This is a genomic window from Acinetobacter pittii (genome assembly GCF_034067285.1).
Taxonomy (GTDB): Bacteria; Pseudomonadota; Gammaproteobacteria; order Pseudomonadales; family Moraxellaceae; genus Acinetobacter; species Acinetobacter pittii_E.
This window is the reverse complement of the sequence record NZ_CP139286.1, coordinates 1547653-1569025: the sequence shown is the minus strand read 5'-3', so window position 1 is coordinate 1569025 and position 21373 is coordinate 1547653. Positions and strand designations below refer to the sequence as shown.

The 21373-nt window shown below is 39.8% G+C and carries 20 protein-coding genes; 1 reads left to right on the top strand and 19 read right to left on the bottom strand.

Annotated features, from left to right (window positions below; genetic code table 11):
* Positions 1 to 4 precede the first annotated feature (4 nt).
* The 19 genes from SOI81_RS07415 to chuA form a co-directional block, all read right to left on the bottom strand.
* Positions 5 to 418 carry a DUF6691 family protein gene (locus SOI81_RS07415; RefSeq protein WP_239975837.1) on the bottom strand — a complete coding sequence of 138 codons (414 nt, stop codon included), beginning with the start codon at positions 416 to 418 and terminating at the stop codon, positions 5 to 7.
* Positions 419 to 422: 4 nt separating this feature from the next.
* Positions 423 to 836: a YeeE/YedE family protein gene (locus SOI81_RS07410; protein WP_239975836.1), complete on the bottom strand. Its 414-nt coding sequence runs from the start codon at positions 834 to 836 to the stop codon at positions 423 to 425.
* A gap of 135 nt (positions 837 to 971) precedes the next feature.
* Positions 972 to 1430: a DUF6438 domain-containing protein gene (locus tag SOI81_RS07405; protein ID WP_224993864.1), complete on the bottom strand. Its 459-nt coding sequence runs from the start codon at positions 1428 to 1430 to the stop codon at positions 972 to 974.
* Between the two features lie 653 nt (positions 1431 to 2083).
* Positions 2084 to 4513 (bottom strand): glucose/quinate/shikimate family membrane-bound PQQ-dependent dehydrogenase, encoded by a 2430-nt coding sequence (gene quiA / locus SOI81_RS07400; RefSeq protein WP_239977229.1) that lies wholly within the window; start codon positions 4511 to 4513, stop codon positions 2084 to 2086.
* A gap of 82 nt (positions 4514 to 4595) precedes the next feature.
* A complete protein-coding gene (gene quiX, locus SOI81_RS07395) occupies positions 4596 to 5915 on the bottom strand; it encodes a carbohydrate porin (RefSeq protein WP_239977231.1) in 1320 nt (439 codons plus the stop codon).
* 61 nt (positions 5916 to 5976) lie between these two features.
* Positions 5977 to 7431 carry a NosD domain-containing protein gene (gene quiC / locus SOI81_RS07390; protein ID WP_239977238.1) on the bottom strand — a complete coding sequence of 485 codons (1455 nt, stop codon included), beginning with the start codon at positions 7429 to 7431 and terminating at the stop codon, positions 5977 to 5979.
* 19 nt (positions 7432 to 7450) lie between these two features.
* Positions 7451 to 8278, bottom strand: a complete 828-nt coding sequence (aroD, locus tag SOI81_RS07385) for a type I 3-dehydroquinate dehydratase (RefSeq protein ID WP_239977251.1) — start codon at positions 8276 to 8278, stop codon at positions 7451 to 7453.
* 69 nt (positions 8279 to 8347) lie between these two features.
* Entirely contained in the window at positions 8348 to 8977 is a 630-nt protein-coding gene (pcaG, locus tag SOI81_RS07380) for a protocatechuate 3,4-dioxygenase subunit alpha (protein ID WP_016140815.1), read from the bottom strand.
* Between the two features lie 14 nt (positions 8978 to 8991).
* Positions 8992 to 9717, bottom strand: coding sequence for a protocatechuate 3,4-dioxygenase subunit beta (gene pcaH / locus SOI81_RS07375; RefSeq protein WP_000077913.1), 726 nt, complete (start codon positions 9715 to 9717; stop codon positions 8992 to 8994).
* A 10-nt stretch (positions 9718 to 9727) separates the two neighbouring features.
* Positions 9728 to 10141, bottom strand: a complete 414-nt coding sequence (pcaC, locus tag SOI81_RS07370) for a 4-carboxymuconolactone decarboxylase (RefSeq protein ID WP_005306044.1) — start codon at positions 10139 to 10141, stop codon at positions 9728 to 9730.
* A gap of 15 nt (positions 10142 to 10156) precedes the next feature.
* Positions 10157 to 11512 (bottom strand): MFS transporter, encoded by a 1356-nt coding sequence (pcaK, locus tag SOI81_RS07365; protein ID WP_239977240.1) that lies wholly within the window; start codon positions 11510 to 11512, stop codon positions 10157 to 10159.
* A 42-nt stretch (positions 11513 to 11554) separates the two neighbouring features.
* Positions 11555 to 12340 carry a 3-oxoadipate enol-lactonase gene (pcaD, locus tag SOI81_RS07360; protein WP_239977242.1) on the bottom strand — a complete coding sequence of 262 codons (786 nt, stop codon included), beginning with the start codon at positions 12338 to 12340 and terminating at the stop codon, positions 11555 to 11557.
* Positions 12337 to 13695, bottom strand: a complete 1359-nt coding sequence (gene pcaB / locus SOI81_RS07355; protein WP_239977244.1) for a 3-carboxy-cis,cis-muconate cycloisomerase — start codon at positions 13693 to 13695, stop codon at positions 12337 to 12339. Before pcaB ends, pcaD begins: the two co-directional genes overlap by 4 nt.
* A 2-nt stretch (positions 13696 to 13697) precedes the next feature.
* Positions 13698 to 14909 carry a 3-oxoadipyl-CoA thiolase gene (gene pcaF, locus SOI81_RS07350; RefSeq protein ID WP_320541467.1) on the bottom strand — a complete coding sequence of 404 codons (1212 nt, stop codon included), beginning with the start codon at positions 14907 to 14909 and terminating at the stop codon, positions 13698 to 13700.
* 12 nt (positions 14910 to 14921) lie between these two features.
* Entirely contained in the window at positions 14922 to 15575 is a 654-nt protein-coding gene (gene pcaJ, locus SOI81_RS07345) for a 3-oxoacid CoA-transferase subunit B (protein WP_239975853.1), read from the bottom strand.
* 18 nt (positions 15576 to 15593) lie between these two features.
* The gene (locus SOI81_RS07340; protein WP_262445257.1) at positions 15594 to 16265 is read right to left on the bottom strand and encodes a 3-oxoacid CoA-transferase subunit A; all 672 of its coding nucleotides are present in this window, start codon (positions 16263 to 16265) and stop codon (positions 15594 to 15596) included.
* A gap of 342 nt (positions 16266 to 16607) precedes the next feature.
* On the bottom strand, positions 16608 to 17324 hold the full coding sequence (gene ispD / locus SOI81_RS07335) for a 2-C-methyl-D-erythritol 4-phosphate cytidylyltransferase (protein ID WP_239977407.1): 717 nt from the start codon (positions 17322 to 17324) through the stop codon (positions 16608 to 16610).
* Entirely contained in the window at positions 17290 to 17679 is a 390-nt protein-coding gene (ftsB, locus tag SOI81_RS07330; protein ID WP_005069056.1) for a cell division protein FtsB, read from the bottom strand. Before ftsB ends, ispD begins: the two co-directional genes overlap by 35 nt.
* Before the next feature lie 315 nt (positions 17680 to 17994).
* The gene (chuA, locus tag SOI81_RS07325; RefSeq protein ID WP_345791157.1) at positions 17995 to 20190 is read right to left on the bottom strand and encodes a TonB-dependent siderophore receptor; all 2196 of its coding nucleotides are present in this window, start codon (positions 20188 to 20190) and stop codon (positions 17995 to 17997) included.
* A 369-nt stretch (positions 20191 to 20559) separates the two neighbouring features.
* Between chuA and SOI81_RS07320 the strand changes: the two genes are divergently transcribed.
* Positions 20560 to 21240: a hypothetical protein gene (locus SOI81_RS07320; protein ID WP_320541466.1), complete on the top strand. Its 681-nt coding sequence runs from the start codon at positions 20560 to 20562 to the stop codon at positions 21238 to 21240.
* Positions 21241 to 21373 lie beyond the last annotated feature (133 nt).

Below are 21373 nucleotides of genomic sequence, written 5' to 3'. Positions count from 1 at the left end.
AGGTTTAATTTCCTTTATTTAAGACTCGGTAAATAAACATCCCTAATAACATAGCGACAATAAAATAAAGCGCTTCAAAATGTCCTAACCCTATAAGCGTTAAAGCCGGCGCTGGACATATCCCTGCTATTCCCCAGCCTATACCGAAAATAAAAGCCCCAACAATTAACCTTTGGTCAATCTGTGTATTTGTTGGTAATTGAATTTGTTCATTAAAAAGTGTTTTAGGGCTTTTTATAGCCTTTTGAAATGGAATAAATGCCACAGCAATTGCACCTAACATCACAAACATTAAGCTAATATCCCACTGCCCAAAGATATCTAAAAAACCTAATACCTTTTCAGGATTAGACATACCAGAAATCATTAAGCCTAATGAAAACAAACCACCAAATATAAAAGCAAAAATGTTTTTCATAGGATTACCCCAGCACATGACGAATGATATAAACCGTTAACATGCCAGCAAACATAAAAACTGCTGTCGCCACTATTGAGCGTTTTGATAACCTGCTCATACCGCAAATACCATGCCCACTTGTACATCCAGCGCCTAACCGTGTTCCAAAACCAACAAGTAACCCTGCCAGAATAAGTACAAATGAATTGGCTTTAATTTCGATTTCAGGCTGATAGAAATAACCATATATAAAAGGTGTAATCACGAGTCCTGCAATGAACCAAAATGCTGAACTTTTAAAAATATCTTTAGTAGGATTTATAACTTGAGCAAGCAATCCACTAATTCCGGCTATACGACCATTTATATATAAATATCCAACTGTTGCGATGCCGAGTAATAAACCACCTACAAAGGCATAGACAATATTTGACATATAACCACTCTCAACAATATATGTTTTTATAATTTGTATTATACGCTGATTTGTTTAGGAGTACTTAAAATAAAATTTTTAAGTTTATAATTGTTCTTAACAAGAAAAAGCCCCAAAGTTTTGGGGCTTTTGTCATTAAATTAGATCTTTAATGCCTAATTGATCTGGCAAGCTATCCATAATCTTATTAAGTCTACTATTTGCCGGAGACATGCAACCTTTATAATGGCTTAACTTAGTTTCTGTACCATTTGGTTGAATCCATGAAATGTAATAGCTAGACATGTCGGTTGCAGTTTGCTGACATCCACCAGTTTTCGCTTGTGTACCTGTTTCAGGTCGGTAAGTTTTTAGATCATCTGCAAGTTTTTTATAATCTTTTACGCTACCTTGAATTTCTTTAACACCGATAGCTTTTGTATATTGTTTACCTTCAAAACGAATTAAACCCGTAGGTGTTACTTCCACAGAATAGATTGGGCATGCGCCAAAGCATGGACTAGAAGCATAACGAATTGTCTCTTGTGTATTCGGTGCTTGCTGAACAGAAGCACAACCCATCAAAGCTAAACCAGATAAAGTTGCAAGAACCAAAAATCTCATCGTATCACCTATTATTATCAAGTGGCTTTAATTTAACAAATCAGACACTTCTTGTCATTAAAGACTATTTTTTGTGATTCTCATCAGTATTTATTTGCTTAATTTTACTTAGGCTATTTTAATAGTAGTTAAAAATAGCTTTCGTCAAGTCATAAAAAAAGGCTCATCTTGCGATGAGCCTTAAGCTAAAAAGAGCTTAAATTCCTGAAATACAAATTATTACTGGGTAGTAATAATCTGCGACGACCATTCTAACGCAACCCAATAAATTATATAAATATAATATAAGTATATATTTACGCTCATTTTTCCAACAAAAATACCCTAATTTTCTCTATCAAAAACTTGATAATGTTTATTTCTAATTAAAATTCACAACTTTAAGTTAAACAAAACTTAATAAATTCCTGCCTTTTATTTATAGGTAAAACATTATAAGAAAATGCTTAATAGTTCGGCTGTGCCTAGTGTTCAAGATAAATAACTTTTAAGAAAATTTTAAGTTTGATAATAACTTCAAGCACTTTTTTACTATTTGGTAAAGCTATCTAGTTAAAAATATAGAATTTACTTTTCTTCTTTTATATAAAAAATATATTAAAAATAAAAGGCAAAAGAGAAATTCTCTCTTTTGCCTTATTTAATTACTGTTCTAAAGTATAAGCGATCACATAATCGCCATGATCAGGTGATTGACGTGCTCCACCTGCGGTAACAACCACATATTGTTTACCTGTTTTAGGTGAAACATAGCTTATTGGTGTGCCCTGACTACCTACTGGCATACGTGATTTCCACAGTTCTTTACCTGTAGATGAATCAAATGCACGTAAGTAGTAATCTTGTGTTGCAGCAAAGAAAACCAAACCACCTTGAGTTGCCATCGGACCACCAATGGTTGGCATACCGATCGGTGCTTTTAAGCCCATTTTAATTCCCATAGGGCCTGTATCTTCAACCGTACCTAATGGTACCTGCCACGCAACTTGACGAGTTTTCAAATCAATCGCAGTCATCGTACCAAACGGCGGTTTCTGACAAGGAATGCTTAATGCTGACATAAAGCGGTTTTTATTCACTTTATACGGGGTACCTTTCATTGGTACAGCACCCATACCTGTGTTTACTTTTTCCCCACCATTCGCTTGAATCTTAATGTCTTCAGGAGTTTGCTCCATCAATTGAATCCATAAGCCAAGGCGCATATCGTTCACGAACATATAACGATGAGTTGGATCAAAAGCAATACTACCCCAGTTCATGCCACCCAAAGAACCTGGGAAACTTAACGAAACGTCAGTACCTGGTGCAGTAAATAGACCTTCGTAACGCATTGACTTAAAGTTAATACGACACATCAGTTGGTCAAACGGCGTAGCACCCCACATATCTGACTCAGTTAAAGTCTGATTACCAATTTGAGGCATTTCAACTGAACGTGGTTGAGTTGCACTGTATTGCTCACCCGGGATATTTGCCGCTTTCACGGGTTGTTCAACTACTTTAGTCAGCGGTTTACCAGTTACGCGGTCAAGCACAAAGAATTGACCTGATTTGGTTCCAATCACAACAGCTGGTTTAGTCGTACCATCTTTTAATGGAAAGTCGACTAGACTTGGTTGCATAGGTAAGTCAAAGTCCCATAAATCATTATGAACAGTTTGATACACCCACTTTTCTTTACCTGTTGTCGCATCAAGTGCCAAAACAGAAGTATTGTATTTATGATCTAACGGATTACGGTTACCGCCCCAAATGTCGACAGATGAACTACCCATAGGTAAGAACACCGTATTCATTTGCGGATCATACGACATTGCAGCCCAAGAGTTTGCCGAACTACGTTTATAGGTTTCACCCGGTTTAAGAACATAGTTAGGATCTGGATTACGTGGATCAAACGCCCAGCGAAGTTTACCCGTAATCACGTCATAACCACGGATAACACCGCCCGGCATATCTGCGGCTACGTTGTCAGCAATACGGCTACCTACCACAATGGTTGTACCCGCAATAGTTGGTGCAGAAGTCACTTCAAAACGTGGCGCTTTTGTTCCCGCCCCAAGTCCTTCCAACAAATCAACCGTTCCATTTACACCAAAATCAGTACAGCGCTGACCGTTATCTGCATTGACTGCAATTAAACGACCATCAGGTGTATTGGTATATACACGACGTGGACATACCGTGTTTGTTGCAACCGCGGTTACTGCATTTGCACCAGCCAAAGTTGGTTGAACAAGTGGTTTAGTTGAATCAAAATATGCAACACCACGGCAACGTTCCCAAGCATCGGCTTTCGAGTTCACTTCAGCTTTCCAGATCTGTTTACCTGAGTCAGCATCTATCGCAAAAATATTATTATGTGGTGTACATAAGAAGACTTTATTTCCAACCTGTAGCGGTGTCATTTGGTCTTCAGCACCATTACCATTACCTGTTGTAAAATCGCCTGTTCTAAAGCGCCAAGCTTCTTTTAATTTATGAACGTTATCTCTGTTAATTTGATCGAGAGCAACAAAGCGGCTACCGCCTGCATCATTTCCATAATTTTCCCAATTCACCTGTTTTTTAGCAGGGTCAACTGGTACTAAAGGCAGTTTTTCACCTGAACTTGCTACCGTTGGATGCGGTTGGAACATCTGATAAAGCGCAATCAACATACCAACTACAACTAATCCACCTACTGCATAAGATGAAGATGCCAAACTGGTTTGAAATTGGTAGCGTCGAATTGAAGGTAGCGTAAATAATAAAGCAGCAAAAAGACCAGCAGGAAACATTAAACGCGAGAATAATGGCCAGAATTCCCAGCCCGCATCAACCAGTGACCAAATTACGGTGCCAACAAAAACAGCCACAAAAATCCAGACACCAAGCGCTTTTTTTCGGAAAATACTAATTGCAGAAAGGGTAATAAATAGCCCTGCAACTAAGAAATACCAAGAACCGCCGAGCGATACTAGCTTTCCACCGCCTATAATGTAAAAAACACCTGTAGCCAATAAAGCTAAGCCTAAAATAAAACACCATATTTTGAATAAGATATGAAACTTAGAATCTGACTCAGACATAGATCCTACTCCACATATACTGAACCCGAATAGTTCAAGCATTTGAGCCAGTTAAACCATGTCTAACCAGCCATAAATACTGTTAAAAATTAACTTTTACACTCAAGCCTGCCACCCAAGCATCATCGACCTCTTTTACACCCGCAGGTTGATGGATATATTGAATGTTTGGACGTAACATGACGGCCGGAGACCATTGGTAGGTATAGTTCAGCTCGACATTTAGCTCGTCGTCTTGAATTGGAATATAGTCAGACGCAATCGCATCATAGCTATAGTATCCACGACTTTCATTTGTTGCGATCTGCTTATCTTTAGCACGATCATTGACCACATAATTGGCAATACCAAAACCAATCGAATCATTTGGACGGCTATCAAATGGCCCCTTATACCAAAGAGCAAGCTGTTGCGTACTTTGAACAAAAGTCGTTGCTTTATCATTTACAACGCCGTTAAAACTAATATATAAACCGCGTTTCGGATCTTCGCCTTTATTCGTCAGTTGTTGCTGGGCATTAAGCCAGAAACTTTGTTTTCCATCATGAACTTTACCCGCAGTCTTAATATCATTCGCTTCTGCGGTTGAGTACAGCGCCCCTACTTTATATTCACCCGGTAAACCATTAAAAGTAGCAAGTTTTGGTTTCCATGTAAGCTCAACTGGTATGGTTGCGCCCTTTACGTTGTTCATATCCAGATTAAAACCATCACTATTTGATTCAGTTTTAATGTTGTCTGGATTGTCCTCATACACACCCAATCCCAAAGTCCACTCAGGTGCAAACTGATATTTAACATTTGTCGCCCAAACACCAACTGGCGAGTTATACCAAATTGAACCGATTGATTTTCCTAGCTGTCCACCGCAAAGCAATAAATTCTGAAACTCACATTGAGAACTATTAAAGTCCTCTGACATTCCCATACGACCAAATTTGACCTGTACGGTGTTATTAACGAAACCTTTTTTCACCCATGCTTGAGATAAACGCCAGATTTTACCGCGTCCATAAATCTCTTGAGCATTACCCAATTGGCTAGAACGTGGGTCTTTAATACGCTCGAGAGTTAATGCATTGCCGTCACGTTTAGTCACGACTAGACTCGCTGTTGTATCTTTCCAACCAGCAATTTTTTCTAAATCGAAGTTCACACCTAAAGAAAGTTGCGCAGCATTTTCAAATGTATTGCTATCGTTATAACCACCATCTAAATTTGTGGCAGCTTGGCTCATAATAGAAGCTGTAAATTTATAACCTTGTTGTTCTAACTGTTGGCGTTCACCATTCCAGTCGCCAAGTAACCATTGGCGATCTTGTGACCAAGGTTCATTCGCAAGCGCAAATTGGCTACCTATTACAGCGATTGTTAACACACTCAGTTTCATTAAATTTGGCATTTCAAATCCCTTTTATCATTTCTATGCTGCGCCTCTGTGTGAGGCGCTTCCCTTATTGTTATTATTTAGTTTGTACCGCCGAACTAAGTTCAGACGTCGCACCAAAGCGATCAGTTACATTTGCTGTAATTGAGGCAACTTTTACAGTTGGCTTCCAATTCGCTTTTGCATTACCTTCGGCATTTGTAGCAACGGTAACAGCTCCTAAATATTGCTCAGCTTCTTTTGATGCCGCATTTTGATTTCCAAAGAACTCCACTTGATAACGCTGGTTTGGCAAACCATTAATTTCTACAGCCACTGAGCCTTTATTCACTGTTAACTTAGGTGCTTTAATGCCCTGATTCGGCTGAGCATTACAGTTTTGTTGATTTGGCTGCGTACATGTCTTTTGTTGTTTAGATGGATCAACAACCACACCGCCACCACGAGAACCGACAAAACCTTCATGCTCAAGTGCAGGCACACCAAATACAATTGCACCTAAACGCTGATTTGGTACACATGAACCGCCAGCTTCACAACGCTTAATATCTTTACCATTGTCCCAAATCAGGTTTTTAGTCAAAGTAATTTTTGCGTTTGCATCTTTTTCAGACCGGATCGCAACACCAATGCGGTTACCATGTACTTTATTGCTATCGAGAATGTTTCCATCACCCGTCATGTTAAAACCAATCGAATTATTGGTCAGTTCGTTATAGGCAATATAGTTACGCTTACCCCAGTTAATCTGTAAGCCATCTGAATAGTTTTCAAATTTATTACCAACTACGGCATTGTCATTGCCCCACAAAATTTCAATACCTTGTGATGGCTCTGGGTTTGCTTTCGTTGAAACAAAATGGTTATTCGCAATTAAGTTAAACGCAGCACCACGGGTCAGTTCTAAACCATCACCATTGTCTTGGAAAATATTGTCTAAAACTTTGTTGTTATTGGTCGTCGTTGCAGTTGGGTTACCTTGCCCATCATCACCAGTCAGCATGACACCAGCACCACCGTAGTTATTACTAATACGGTTGTGTTGAATGAGGTTATTGCTTGAACGGTTAATCAATACACCAATACAAAAGCGATGAATGTCTAAACCTTTCAAAGTGACATTATTCACATCACGCAATACCAACCCCGGTAAAGTCATGGTACGTACATTGGTTCCGTACTGCTCAGGGTTTGCACCTGGACAAGCTTTTGCACCTTCGCCTTTAATATAGTTTGAACCATCAATCGCGATGTATTCACCAGTTTTATCCCACTCTGTACCAATGATTTTAACTGGAGCTTTAATTTCAGGAAGTGCGCTGTTTAATTTAATTGCATAAGGTGCTCTGCCTATCGCCTGAATCAAGATTTCGCTCGCTTCGCTTGAGTTCGCATTAGCTTGTTCAATTGCCCAGCGCAAAGAACCTTTATTACTATCATCTTGATAACGGTCAACAACATAAGTTTGTGCCGTTGCCATTCCTGAAACCATCAAACCTAATGCAAGAGTAGTTAAACGTAATGTATTCATTTCATCATGTCCTTATGATTTATGGGTTTGTTGGTTGAACAGTTTTTAAAATCTGTTTGAGCTTAGTCACATCAATTTGTCCTGGTGCTGACGCCTCACCAATCATGCCAAAGCTATAACTTCCGCCCATATTGGCTGTGGCAACACGAGAAATCGTACCTAATTGTCCCATCGACATCGTTAACAATGGTTTAGTTGTTTGCTGACTTACTTTTAAAGTTGCGTTCATTAAAGTGAAAACGTCTTGTTTAGATTTTGGCATCACTGCAATTTTGAGAATATCTGCGCCCATTTGATCTTGTTTTAACAAGCGTTTTTCAATTTCATCTTGGCTTGGTGTTTTTTGAAAGTCATGATTAGACATCACCACTAACACGTTCTTTTGATGTGCTTTTTGAACAATGTCTGAAACTACTTTTTGATCACGGAACATTTCAACATCCAACCAGTCCATGAACGGATTTTTTAAATAAGCCTGATAAGTCTTGCCATAATCAGCATCACTAATTTCAAGCTGTCCGCCTTCGTTTTTAGTGCGAATTGTGGCAATCATCGGCTTATTGCCTAAAATCTTTTTCAATTCATGACCCAAGGCAATCACTTGTTTTGTATCACTCGCAAAACTGAGTAAATCGATACGGAACTCAGCTAAATCAGCATCTGCCGTATTTGCAATGACTTGAGCTTGTGCCAGAGCTTGTTCTTTGGTTTTTGCGGTAATCGGAACAATCGTTTTAACGGCTGTAGCGGCAAGTTGTGTTTGAGCAGCTAAAACAACCGGTTCAGCATTTGTCTGTGCTGTAAAAAATGGGAGTGCAAGCAAACTTAGGCTTAATAATGTTTTCATGTTCATATCGTTCATCCTTAAAAAGGCTACACGCATCCTTGAATAATCAGGTGTAGCCTTAGGTATTTCTTAAATATCAAAAAATACAGTTTCGTCATCGCCCTGAATACGAATATCAAAGCGGTAAACAACTTCACCATTTTGTTCAGAACGTTTTGCAATAAGTGTTTGGCGACGTGGTGCCCATTCAATGCTATTTAGAATTGGATCGTTAGCATTTGCTTCAGCTTCATCTTCAAAATAAACACGTGTGTGAAGACCTAAGTTAATACCACGAGCGAAAATGACTAATGCAATATGAGGTGCTTGAGTTGAACCTTTACGGCCTGCTGTAGCACCTGGCTTAATTGTATTAAAGCTCCAAACACCCGTTTCAAAGTCTGCACCTGTACGGCCCCAGCCCTGAAATGCAGGATCAGCTTTTTGCTCACGTGTATCTGCCTGACTCGGGTAAATACCGTTCGCATCGGCCTGCCAAATTTCGATCAGTACGTCGCGTAGTGGTAAACCTAATCCGTCAAATACTTGACCTTCAAGACGAATGCGCTCGCCTTTGGTTTGGTCTTGTACTAACTGGTTATTAAAGTTGTTTTCGAAAACTTCAATATTCGCTTGTTGCGGTAACAAACCAATGTGAACGTAAGGACCACCCGTTTGAGATGGAGTTTCTTTTAATTCCTGAAAATTCCAGTTATTCATGCTCGTGCTCCCGATTAAGTCAATTCATTTTCGAAGTAAGTCGCTCGACGACCACGTAAAGTGATGTCAAAACGGTAACAACGGCTATCAGCTTCGATAAAGTTGTTTTTATCTTCTAGTGCAATCAATGCACGACGTTGATCTTCAGAAGGAATCGTTTTTAAGATCGGACAAGTGTCGATGAGCGTGTCGCCTTCAAAATAAAACTGTGAAATTAGGCGCTGAGCCCAACCATCAGCAATTAAAGAAAAATGAATATGAGCTGGACGCCATTCATTAATACGGTTACGCCATGGGTATGGGCCCGGTTTAATGGTTCGGAAAATATAAAACCCGTTTTCGTCAGTTAAGGTACGACCACAACCACCAAAGTTAGGGTCCATTGCACCAATAAACTTATCGTTTGGATGACGGTAACGACCAGAAGCATTGGCTTGCCATACTTCTAAAAGTGCATTTTTTACAGGACGACCAAATTGATCACGAACATAACCATGAACGATGACACGCTCACCAATTGGCAAACCATCTTTGGCATAATTCAAAATCAGATCGTTATCTTTTGGACCAAACAAATTTGAAGAAAAATGCGGCGCAGTAACTTCAGTTAAAGTCTCGTTAATAGAGATCAATGCATTTTTTGGCGAACGTAATACACTTGTTTTATAACCTGGCGTATACGCTGGTGGATGATCATCTGTATTACGTTGGGCGTAAGCACCCCAGCTATGTTGTGACATCTTTATCTCCTTAATCCTGTTCTTTCGCTGCAACTGAGTTGACTTCTATTCCCAACTCTTTAAAGACTTCTTCGGCCATATGCATTGCAGCGTTTGCAGCAGGTAAACCTGCATAGAGTGAGCTATGTAAGATCAACTCTTTTAAATCTTCTTTGGTTACGCCATTGTTGAAGCAAGCACGTAAATGCATACGTAGTTCGTCTTCACGACCAAGTGCTAATAAAATTGCGATAGTGACTAAACTACGGGTATGGCGTGGTAAGCCCGGACGAGACCACACCTCACCCCATGCGTAACGGCTAATAAAGTTTTGAAAATCTTGGTTAAAGTCATTTAGGTTTTGCAAAGACCGACCAACATGCTTTTCACCCAAAACTTCAGTCCGCACTTCAATGCCTTGTTTATAGCGTTGTTCATCATTCATTGTGATAGACCTCTATTAAGTTGCATCGGTATGCGCAACAAGTGATTTAACAAATACAGCAACAGCCGCAGCGGTCGCTGGAATTAGTAATAAACTGAGAATGGCGGTAAACGACCAATCATTGCCGAGTAGTACGGCACCAATCCAAGCACCAAAAACTGCACCGAAACGTCCAATACCCGTCATCCAAGACACACCCGTTGCACGGCACTGTGTTGGATAGAAACGAGCGCTTAACGCTGGCATTGAAGATTGCGCACCGTTAATTGCGATACCCGCGCAAAGCACCAATACTGCAAGTAATGTCGAGTTTCCTAAGCTTTGACCAACAGCAATCGCAAATAGACCTGCGGCAAAGTAGAAAATGGCAATGACTCGGTTCGGGTTAAATTTGTCCATTGCCCAACCAATGAACAGCGCACTCACTACACCGCCGAACTGGAACAATCCACCAATAAACGCAGCACGCTCCATTGAAGCACCTGTTTCACGCATAAGCGTTGGTAGCCAGCTTGTCAGCAAGTAAACAACCACTAAGCCCATGAAGTAGGTCAACCAAAGTAAAAGCGTTCCTTTGGCATATGGTTTAGAAAACATAATTCCAAAGACATTTTTCTTTTGAACTGTGTCGGTTTTCTCTTCTGGCACGTGAAACGCAGTCGCATTTTGAATTTGAGCAGGCGCGATATGATTTAAAATCTTGCGTACTTTTTCAGGGTTCTTACCTTTAACAATTAAAAAGCGGTAAGACTCAGGTAATACAAAAATCACTAAAACCATTAAGATCAAAGGTGACCAGCCGCCAAGTAAAAATAGACTATGCCAACCGTAGGTCGGGATAAGCCAACTACTAATAAAACCACCTGTAGCCATACCCAAGTTGTATCCACAAAACATACATGTCACGAGCAATGACCGAATGCGGGTTGGACAATACTCAGAAAATAATGTGGTGGCATTCGGCATAGCTGCACCAAGTCCAATACCTGTCAAAAAGCGTAAAACGACAAGGCTATCTAAATTTGTTGCATACGCAGATGCCAAGGTAAATCCACCAAACACAAGCATCGAAAAAGCTAAAACGATTTTTCGACCGAAACGGTCAGCTGTTGGGCCAGAAACCAAAGCTCCAATAATCATTCCACCAAGTGCAGCACTCATTACCGGCCCTAACTGAGAGCGGTCAACACCCCAGTCCTGAGCTAATGCTGGAGCGATAAAACCCATCGCAGCAGTATCGATACCATCAGTAAAAATAATTAAGAAACAGATGATTGCGATCATCCATTGATATTTACTCAGTGGAGCATCATTAATCAGCGCTTGAGCATCGATACTTTTATTTGGTGCAGCGTAATCCTGAGACGCCATATTTGCCTCCTTAAGGCCAATTCCTTTTAAACGACTGAGCTATTAGATTTGTTGAATAAACCTAGTCAATTCCTGAGTAAATCTTTGCGGTTGCTCAATATTAGAAAGATGTGATGCTTCCAATTTAGCAAGTTGACTGTTCTTGACTGTATTCTGCACAAACTCAGCATCTGCTACTGTCGTCACTGGATCTTCTGTTCCTGCAATCAGTAATACCGGAATTTGGATTTGTGCAATTTCATCTCTTAAATCAGCATGTGCTAAAGCACGACATGCATTGGCATAACCTTGTGCTGGTGTGTTTGCTAGACTTTGAATAGTTGTTTGTGCAACCACATTATGCTGATAGTCGAATTTTTCGCTAAACCACCGTGTATGCGTAGTTTTAACCAACTCAGCTAAACCGTTTTGTTCTACCGACTCAGCGCGACTCAACCACGCTTCAGCCTGTCCAATTTTGGCTGCCGAGTTAGCGACTGTAATACTATTAAAACGCTCTGGATGATGAATACCTAACCAAAGTCCTGTAATTCCGCCCATTGAAATGCCACAAAAATGTGATTTTTCAATACTTAAGGCATCTAAAATATCAACAACATCTTCCGCTAAGTTTTGCAATGTAGTATCACTTATTACATCACTTTCACCGTGACCACGTGTGTCGTATGTAATGACATTAAAATGACTTTTTAGCTCATCTACTTGCGGCTGCCACATTCCATGATCTGTTCCTAATGAGTTAGATAACACAAGTGCTGGAGCATCTTTTAAACCTTCTGTATAGACAGCCAGCTGTTTTCCTTGGCGATTGCTAATGGTCTGTTTCACTTTATGTCTCCTCCTTGTGCTTCTTGTAAAACAGCATCAATTTGAGCTTGAATGTTGCCCAAATAGTTTTCTGCTTTAAAAATTTCCAAAATTTCTGCTAGGGAAAAATGTTCTTTTACTTCATCTAACTGACTAACAACTTCAGATAAATGCTGATTTTGTGCGACTGCTGTTTTACAAGCTGCTTCAACAACATGATGTGCATTTAAACGTCCAATTTTTGGAGCAAGCGCCATCATTACAGCTTCCGCCATAATCAACCCATTGGTACATTCAAGGTTACGTTGCATATGCTCAGCATTAACTTCGAAACCTTGTAAAACTTCACCAGTACGGCTTAATGCTCCAGCACAAAGTTGAAAAATTTCAGGAATTGCCAACCATTCTGCATGCCACGCACCTAAACTACGCTCATGTTCCTGTACCATGCTTTGATAGATACTAGACATCAGCGCTGGTACACGATTTGCTGCTGCAAGTACTGAAGCCGCTGCCACTGGATTACGTTTATGCGGCATGGTCGATGAACCACCACGACCCTTTGCAGTTGGTTCAAACAATTCTGCAATTTCGGTTTGCATCATAAGAGACCAATCACGTGCCATCTTGCCCGTATTCCCAACAATCATGCCCAGTACACTTGCAATTTCTACAATACGGTCGCGCTCACCATGCCATGTGCTTGTGGGCACGGTCAGATTCAGCTGCTGAGCAAATGCATTTACCACAAGTGAACCTTGATCTTGCAAAGAAGCCAGTGAACCCACTGCACCACCTAACTGAGCAGTGAGTACACGTGATTTCATAGCTTGGATACGATCTAAATCACGCTTAAATGCAGAAGCCCAACGAGCGAGTTTATGCCCTAGAGTGATTGGCAAAGCTTGCTGTAACCATGTACGTCCAATCATGACTTGATGACGATATTGCTTGGCTTGTTCTAACACACTCGCATAGCATTGTTTAAGTTGAGCTTCCACAATGTTCAACGCATCACGGCATTGCAAAATACAAGCTGTGTCTAAAATATCCTGACTGGTTGCACCCCAATGCACATAACGCGAAGCATCTTCATCAACATCTTTAACAATTGCTGTAAGTTGTTTTACAAATGGAATTGCAATATTTCCAGCTAAGCCAGTTGCGACAGCCAAAGCGGAAAAATCAAACTTATCTAATGCCTGCTCAGCTACTTGGGCAATGGTATTAGCTGCATTTTGAGGAATCACGCCAACTTGTGCCTGAGCTTGCGCTAACGCAACTTCAACCTGAATCATATATGTGATTAAAGATGAGTCACTAAAGATGTCAGTGACGTCTTTTTGATAAAACAAGCTGGCATATAACTGGCTCATAATTAGACTCTCTCAATAATCAATGCGATGCCTTGACCAACACCAATACACATCGAACACAAGGCATAACGACCATTTTTTTGCTCAAGCTGGTTTAAGGCTGTGGTCACGAGGCGTGCACCTGATGCACCAAGCGGATGACCCAATGCAATCGCACCGCCGTTTGGATTTACCTTGTCAGAGTTATCTGGCAAACCTAAATCACGGGTCACAGCCAAAGCCTGTGCAGCAAAGGCTTCATTCAGCTCAATCACATCCATCTGCTCTAAAGTCAGGTTGGCTTGTTTCAGTAATTTTTTAATCGCTGGTGCCGGAGCAAAACCCATAATGCGCGGTTCTACACCCACCGCTGTTGAAGCAATGATCTTGGCACGTGGTTTGAGGTTATAAGTTTGAACAGCTTCATCAGAAGCAATCAGCAGAGCTGCTGCACCATCGTTAATGCCTGAAGCATTCCCCGCCGTAACTGTACCGTCTGCTTTCACAACAGGCTTAAGCTTGCTTAAACCTTCAAGCGTGGTCGATGCACGTGGGTGCTCATCGGTATCAATCACAACAGCATCACCCTTACGCTGAGGGATTTCAACTGCCACGATTTCTTTAGAAAAAAAGCCTTTGGCTTGCGCGCTTGCGGTGCGTTGTTGGCTCACCAAGGCAAACTGGTCCTGATCTGCACGATTGACGTTAAACTGTTCAGCCACGTTTTCGGCAGTCTGGGGCATGGTATCTACACCATACAATTCTTTAAGTTTAGGGTTAATGAAACGCCAGCCCATGGTGGTGTCTTCGATCTTCTGGCTACGGCCAAAAGCACTATCTGACTTACCCATCACATAGGGTGCACGGCTCATGCTTTCCACACCACCGGCAATCACCAAGTTCGCTTCACCTGCTTTAATGGCACGGGCAGCAATGGCAATCGCATCGAGTGATGAACCACATAGACGGTTAATAGTCGTTGCAGGCACCTGATACGGTAAACCTGCAAGCAGTGCTGACATACGGCCGACATTACGGTTATCTTCACCGGCTTGGTTAGCACAGCCATAGATCACATCATCGACCTGTTCCCAATCTACATTCGGGTTACGCTGGATTAAAGCATTAATCGGCACAGCGCCAAGGTCATCGGCACGGACAGGTGCAAGGCCACCGGCATAACGGCCGAATGGAGTACGGATGGCATCGATGATATAAGCGTTTTTTAATGTCATTTCCCTACTTCCTTACCCTTGAGTCGCATCAATCAAAGTTGCACCCGTTAAAGCCTGTAACTCATCAAAGCTCAGACCTTCAACTTTCTCAAGTACCTTTAAACCATCTTGGGTCACGTCAATCACACACAAGTCGGTGTAAATACGGTCAACACATTTTTTACCCGTAACCGGATAAGTGAGCTCAGCCACAATCTTCGGTTCACCTTGCTTGGTTACATGGTCTGTCGTGATAAAGACTTTCTTGGCGCCTACAGCCAAATCCATTGCACCACCTACCGCAGGAATTGCATCCGGTGCACCGGTGTGCCAGTTGGCCAAGTCACCATTGGCTGCAACCTGAAAGGCGCCAAGAACTGCAATATCAAGGTGACCTCCACGCATCATGGCAAATGAGTCGCCATGGTGGAAAAAGCTGCCACCTTCAAGCATGGTCACAAACTCTTTACCCGCATTAATCAGTTCAGGATCTTCTTCACCTGCCGCTGGCGGTGGGCCAAAAGCCAATAGGCCATTTTCAGAATGAAGAAAAATATCTTTGTCGTTAGGTAAGTAGCTGACAATCTTGGTCGGTAAACCAATGCCGAGGTTCACATAGGCGCCATCTGGAATGTCTTGTGCCACACGCTTTGCAATCTGGTCACGGCTGAGTTTCTGGTAGCTCATGTTATTTCTCCTTATTGCTTACTGTGCGGGTGCGACTTGTACAACGTGCTGTACAAAGATACCTGGGGTGATGATATGTTCCGGATCTAATCCACCTAGCTCAACCACCTCAGAAACCTGAGCAATGGTGACATCAGCAGCCATCGCCATGATCGGGCCAAAGTTACGTGCAGATTTACGGTAAACCAGATTGCCCCAGCGGTCGCCCTTGTAAGCTTTAATCAAGGCAAAGTCAGCCTTGATCGGATATTCAAGTACGTAATCTTTGCCATCGATCTGGCGGGTTTCTTTGCCTTCAGCTAAAAGTGTTCCAAAGCCTGTTGGGGTAAACACAGCTCCAAGTCCCATACCTGCTGCCTGAATACGGCAAGCCAGATTGCCTTGCGGCACGACTTCAAGCTCGACCTTTCCGGCACGGTACAGTTCATCAAACACATAAGAATCGGACTGACGGGGGAAAGAACAAATCACTTTTTTAACTGAACCGGCTTTAAGCAGTTTCGCCAGACCGTAATCACCGTTACCGGCATTGTTGCTGACAATAGTTAAATCTTTAACACCCAGTTCAATCAGTCCATCAATGAGTTCAGCGGGTTGTCCTGCGGTACCAAAACCACCAATCAGAATGGTTGCACCATCTTTAATCTGCGATAGTGCCTCGCTTAGTGAGGACTTACTTTTGTCAATCATTAGACAACTCCATTGTGCTCATTGAAGAAGAGATAGGTAAGAGAGGTAGGCACACTGAGGCAAGAAGAATAGATAAATATTTCACTCAATCCCGAGTGTTTCCCTTAGATTTCCCTTTCTAAACATTCTTGATAATTTTTATAATTTGATCTAGTTATCAGACCATAGTTTTGTTCGGTATAAATGTTTTTTGTTCGATGATCGAACATTATCTAAAGTACTCGTATCATCTTGCTAGATGGTAGGACTGATCAATGTAAAAGAATATGAGATCTTATAAAGAGATATGTAGATGGATTTGCTTAGATATTTTCTCTTCTAAGCAAATACAAAAAGAGGCAATTAAGATTGAGACTGAAGAATTAAACGTGCAAGCTCTAAGTCATCGGGATAGGTAATTTTTATATTATCCGAACGCCCCATTACGACCTGTACAGTTTCACCCATATACTCAAGTGCACTTGCCTCATCGGTAATAGTGACGTTATTTTCTAAAGCATGTTCAATTGCTTTTTTTAGTTTACCGATTTTAGTAATTTGAGGAGTTTGGGCTTGCCATAAGAAATCACGGCTAACTGTTTTATCAATTTGATTGCCTGACTTAACCTGCTTTAACGTGTCACGAACGGGAATCGCTAAAATAGCACTATGATTTGACTCAACTGCTGTTTGAACAAGGGTATTTAAACAGTCAATTGTTACACAAGGACGTGCGGCATCATGAACAAGTACCCAATCATTTTCATCGGCAAAAGTTAAAAGATGATTTAAAGCGTTTAATACCGAATGAACTCGTTCCGCCCCACCCGTACAAAATTGCGCCTTATCTATATTTTGAAATGCAAGAGTTGGGGCAAAGGTATCTTGGGCACCGATTGCCAAAATATAACCATCTAATGGAAGTTGACTTATACGCCGAACAGTATGCTCTAAAACAGTCGTATTCTGAATATATTGATACTGCTTCAATTCAGTTTTAGAAAATCGACTTCCTGATCCTGCAGCGGGAATAACTGCCCATAATTTAGTCTGGGATATCTGGGGATGCAGGTGTCTCATTCGTTTCCAAATCAACTTTAGCGTTCGGGTCAATATAAATAGGCTTGTAATGGGTACTAATTGTACTCATTTGAACAAATGTCTCATGTGGTTTAACTAAACCTAGATCAAGGCGTGCATGTTCTTCTATTGCTTCTGTACCATTTTTCAGGTCAAAAACCTCTGCTGCCAAAATACGGTTTCGTTCTTTAAGCTCTTCATTAACTTCAGCTTGTTGCTGAATTTGTTGCATGAGAGCCTGATGAGGGAGATAGCCACCCTCACCTAACCAAAATTGATATTGCAGTATAGCTACTAAAACAATAACAAGTAGCAATATCAGTTTGCTTGAAGTGGATCTAAATACTTCTAACATATCATTAAGAGTTTTAATTAAAAACTTTGATTAAGCTTTTGTATTGTATAACAATTTAAAAAGAGCATGCAAAATTCCTGCAAAATCAGTGCAAAACTATTAATGCGCATGTTACTTTAAATTGACCATTGTGACATGTTTCATTTTGTCAAAAATGAATGGAATTTGAAAGGGAAATCATATTTATAAGTACAACTGCTTATAAATCACTCTATGTATATAAAAGCTATTCTGCGTATCAAGAAATTATGTTGAATAAATAGAAAAAAGCCCTCCGAAGAGGACTTATCAATAAAGATTTAAAAGAACCAGTAATTAGAAGTTATAACGAACACTCACCGTTGCATTTCGTGGTGTGCCCCAATTCATTGAGTTGTCACCAATACCTTCATAATATTTTTCATCAAAAATATTGTCGATATTAAATTGAAGTTTGATATTTTTATCTACTTGATAGCCAAGCATCGCACTTGCTAAAACATACGCATCTTGCTCAATACGAGAGCTTCCACTACCCGTATAGTATTTACTCTTATAATTTAAACCTAGTCCTGCACTCCACTGATCAAGTTTGTACTTAACAAATAGATTCGAGGTTGTTCGAGAGTTTGTCGTATTAACTTTTGTGCCTTGTGCATCTTTTGCTTCAAAATTAGCAATACCAAAGTTAATACCCCAATTGTCATTAATCTCGCCATCAACTTCAAACTCAAAACCTTTACTTTCAACACCATCTACAGCGCGATAGGCCTGCTCTGTAGTTTGTGTACCATTGCGGACAATAAATACTCCCGGTATCAACTCAGCAAAATTAGATTGTTCTATTCGGAATACTGACAATGCCGTATTTAACCGTCCTCCAAACCATTCGCTCTTTAAGCCAGCCTCATAACTCTTACCTGTAATCGGATCAATATATTGATCATTTACATCTTTACGTTCTTGAGGTTTGAAAATTTCTGTATAGCTCGCATACACAGAATGATCTTGGGCAAAATCATAAATAGCGCCCACATATGGTGCTAATTCATTGTTAAATTCACGGTTACCTTTATCATTTTCAGACTTATATTCCCAGTTAGATAAACGTGCACCAGCAATAATTTTCAAAGGATCCAGAATCTGAAATTTACCAGCAATATAAGCGGCAGTTTGTGTGGTTTCATTTAGCGCATTTTTACCATTTAAAACAACAGGCTGAAGCAACTCTTGAGCCATATCATTATAGTTAAGTGGTCCACCTAAATACTTTTCAATGTCTTGGTTTGTGTTAGATCCACCAAAAATATCTTTTGTTTTTTCATTCTTATTCCACGATCCACCAATAATGATTTCTTGCGGACGATTAAATAGCGTAAATGGAGCATTGATAAAAACATCAATATTGTTTTCTTCATTTGCAGCTTTTGCGCCATATACAGAAACATAATCAGTTTTATTCAGCTGATTATCATTTGGATTTTCTAATGGACTGGTATTGGTTGCCTTGTCTACTTTTCCAGCTGTATACAACAACATAGAAGCGGTATCTTCTTTACGGAAGGTATAAGCAACATTTAAATTAACGTCATTAAATAAATTCTGCTTTAAATTTGCAAATACTGCCGTTGTATTTACATCCCAATAGGTCCAAGGTGCACTTACTGTTAAGCTTCTGGAAAAATTGGTACGAGTCCCATCAGTATAAAAAGCAGGTGTCCCCCCCCAACGAATACCATCACGATGTAACTCTTGATAAGTTGCCCCAAGTGACATGCTTGTTTTATCACTCAAGTCATAATCAACCGCACCATAAAATACATTGCGTTCTTTCTCATAGAAATCCATAAATGATTTTTCATCAGAATGTTTTACAAACATGCGGCCACGCAATGATCCATCTGTATTAAGTGGTGTGGAAACATCTGCTGAGCTACTCCAAGAGTTCCACGAGCCTAAAGATGTGCTGACATTACCAGTGAGTTCTTTTGAGTTTGCATGTTTCCGAATCATGTTCAGCGCCATTGCTGGGTTTCCAGCACCGGTGGTTAGTCCATTGGCACCCTTTACAACTTCGATACGATCATAAATATCTAAATCTAAATCTCCAGTGCCTAAGTTTGTAGTACTAGGTATTCCATCAATTAAGTAATAATCCACTTCAAAACCACGTACATAAACTCTTTGGCGCTCATCAGTACGTGAGGTTGAAACACCCGTAATATTATTCATTAAATCTTGAAAAGAATCGATTTTTCGATCATCTAAATATTCACGAGTTAAAACTTTGACCGATTGAGGTGTTTCACGAAGTGATAAATTTAATTTTGTAGAAGTATTTGAGCTTTTAACTGTGTAACTGCCCGAACCTTCGGTAACAGCGGAATTTTCTTGTTCTGCTTGTACTTTTATCGTTTCTAAAGTGGCTGTACCATTTTTCTCATCTGCATAAACAAATGAAGGAACAGTTAAAGCCATAGCAAATGCTAAAGGATGAGCTCTAAATACTTTTCCAAAGGGCGAAGTGTACATAAGAAAATTCCATAATAACGAGTGTGCTGTGCGAGATCCCTAGTCTTTTACTGCTTTTTATTTGTTACATAACAGCAAAAGTTCGGCACAAAAACTAACACGAACGATAATTGTTATCAACAATATATTAATAATTATTCCTATTTATGTAGAAAAAATTATCAATATTTCTAATTATTTATATCCCTCATTCCCTACCAAACTTGCTTAATCCCCAGATCTTTTAAATTTATTACTCCTCAGATTAATGAATACAATGTTTAGAATAGTCTTAGGACTAACTCAAAAATAACAAACTAAACAGTATTTTCTTTTATATTTTATTATTCTTCTCAAATCTCATAAAAGAGAATAAAGGTATAAGTTGTAGTGTATAAAGTTTTAGTATTTTCTTTAGTAAGCATAGGTTTAAGTGCTTGTAATAATCCTACAGATGATAGTCCATCAAAAATAATTTATATGGAGGATATTCAAAAGCAATATAAACCAATTAACACTTATATATATGAATATAATGATATTATTTATGGACTAAATACTAAACAAGACCAAGCCACAGCTCATTTAAAATTAAAAACTTTATTAAAAAAGATGCCATCTAGTGATGACAACTTAAATATTTTAAAAACTAAACGTAAAATACTTGTACATTTAGGTTGTCTAAATGAGGCTTATATCGTCACAGAAAAAATACTCACTAAAACAGAAAGTTCAAAGCTACAAGAGATGCAATGTATTTTCTTGAGTAAAATGAAAAAAGATGCTCATGAAATAAAAGCATGTTATGAAAAAACCGCTAATAGTTACTTAAATGAGATAAATTTAATCCCCAAAGCTGCTTTGAGATATCAATATGCTTTATGGGGCCACTACGCAGCAATGTTCCATGCTGGACATATAGAATATAAAGATAAACTCCAAGAAATTATCGATTATCACAACATAGAAGATCACAAAAAAACATATCAGCAAATGTATGAAAACGTTATGAACTCTTCTATTTTTCAGACACGTTTAGACGCGATCCCTTATACCTCTGATTGTCATTAATCGATCTTCTTATTCTTATGATCTACCATATTTATAGCCTGCACCGTTATTCCGCTTAATTTATCTAACAATAAGAAAGCACGCTTTGGAATAGAGTTTCTAATGCTTCCCCCGCTCTCTTGCAAATATTATC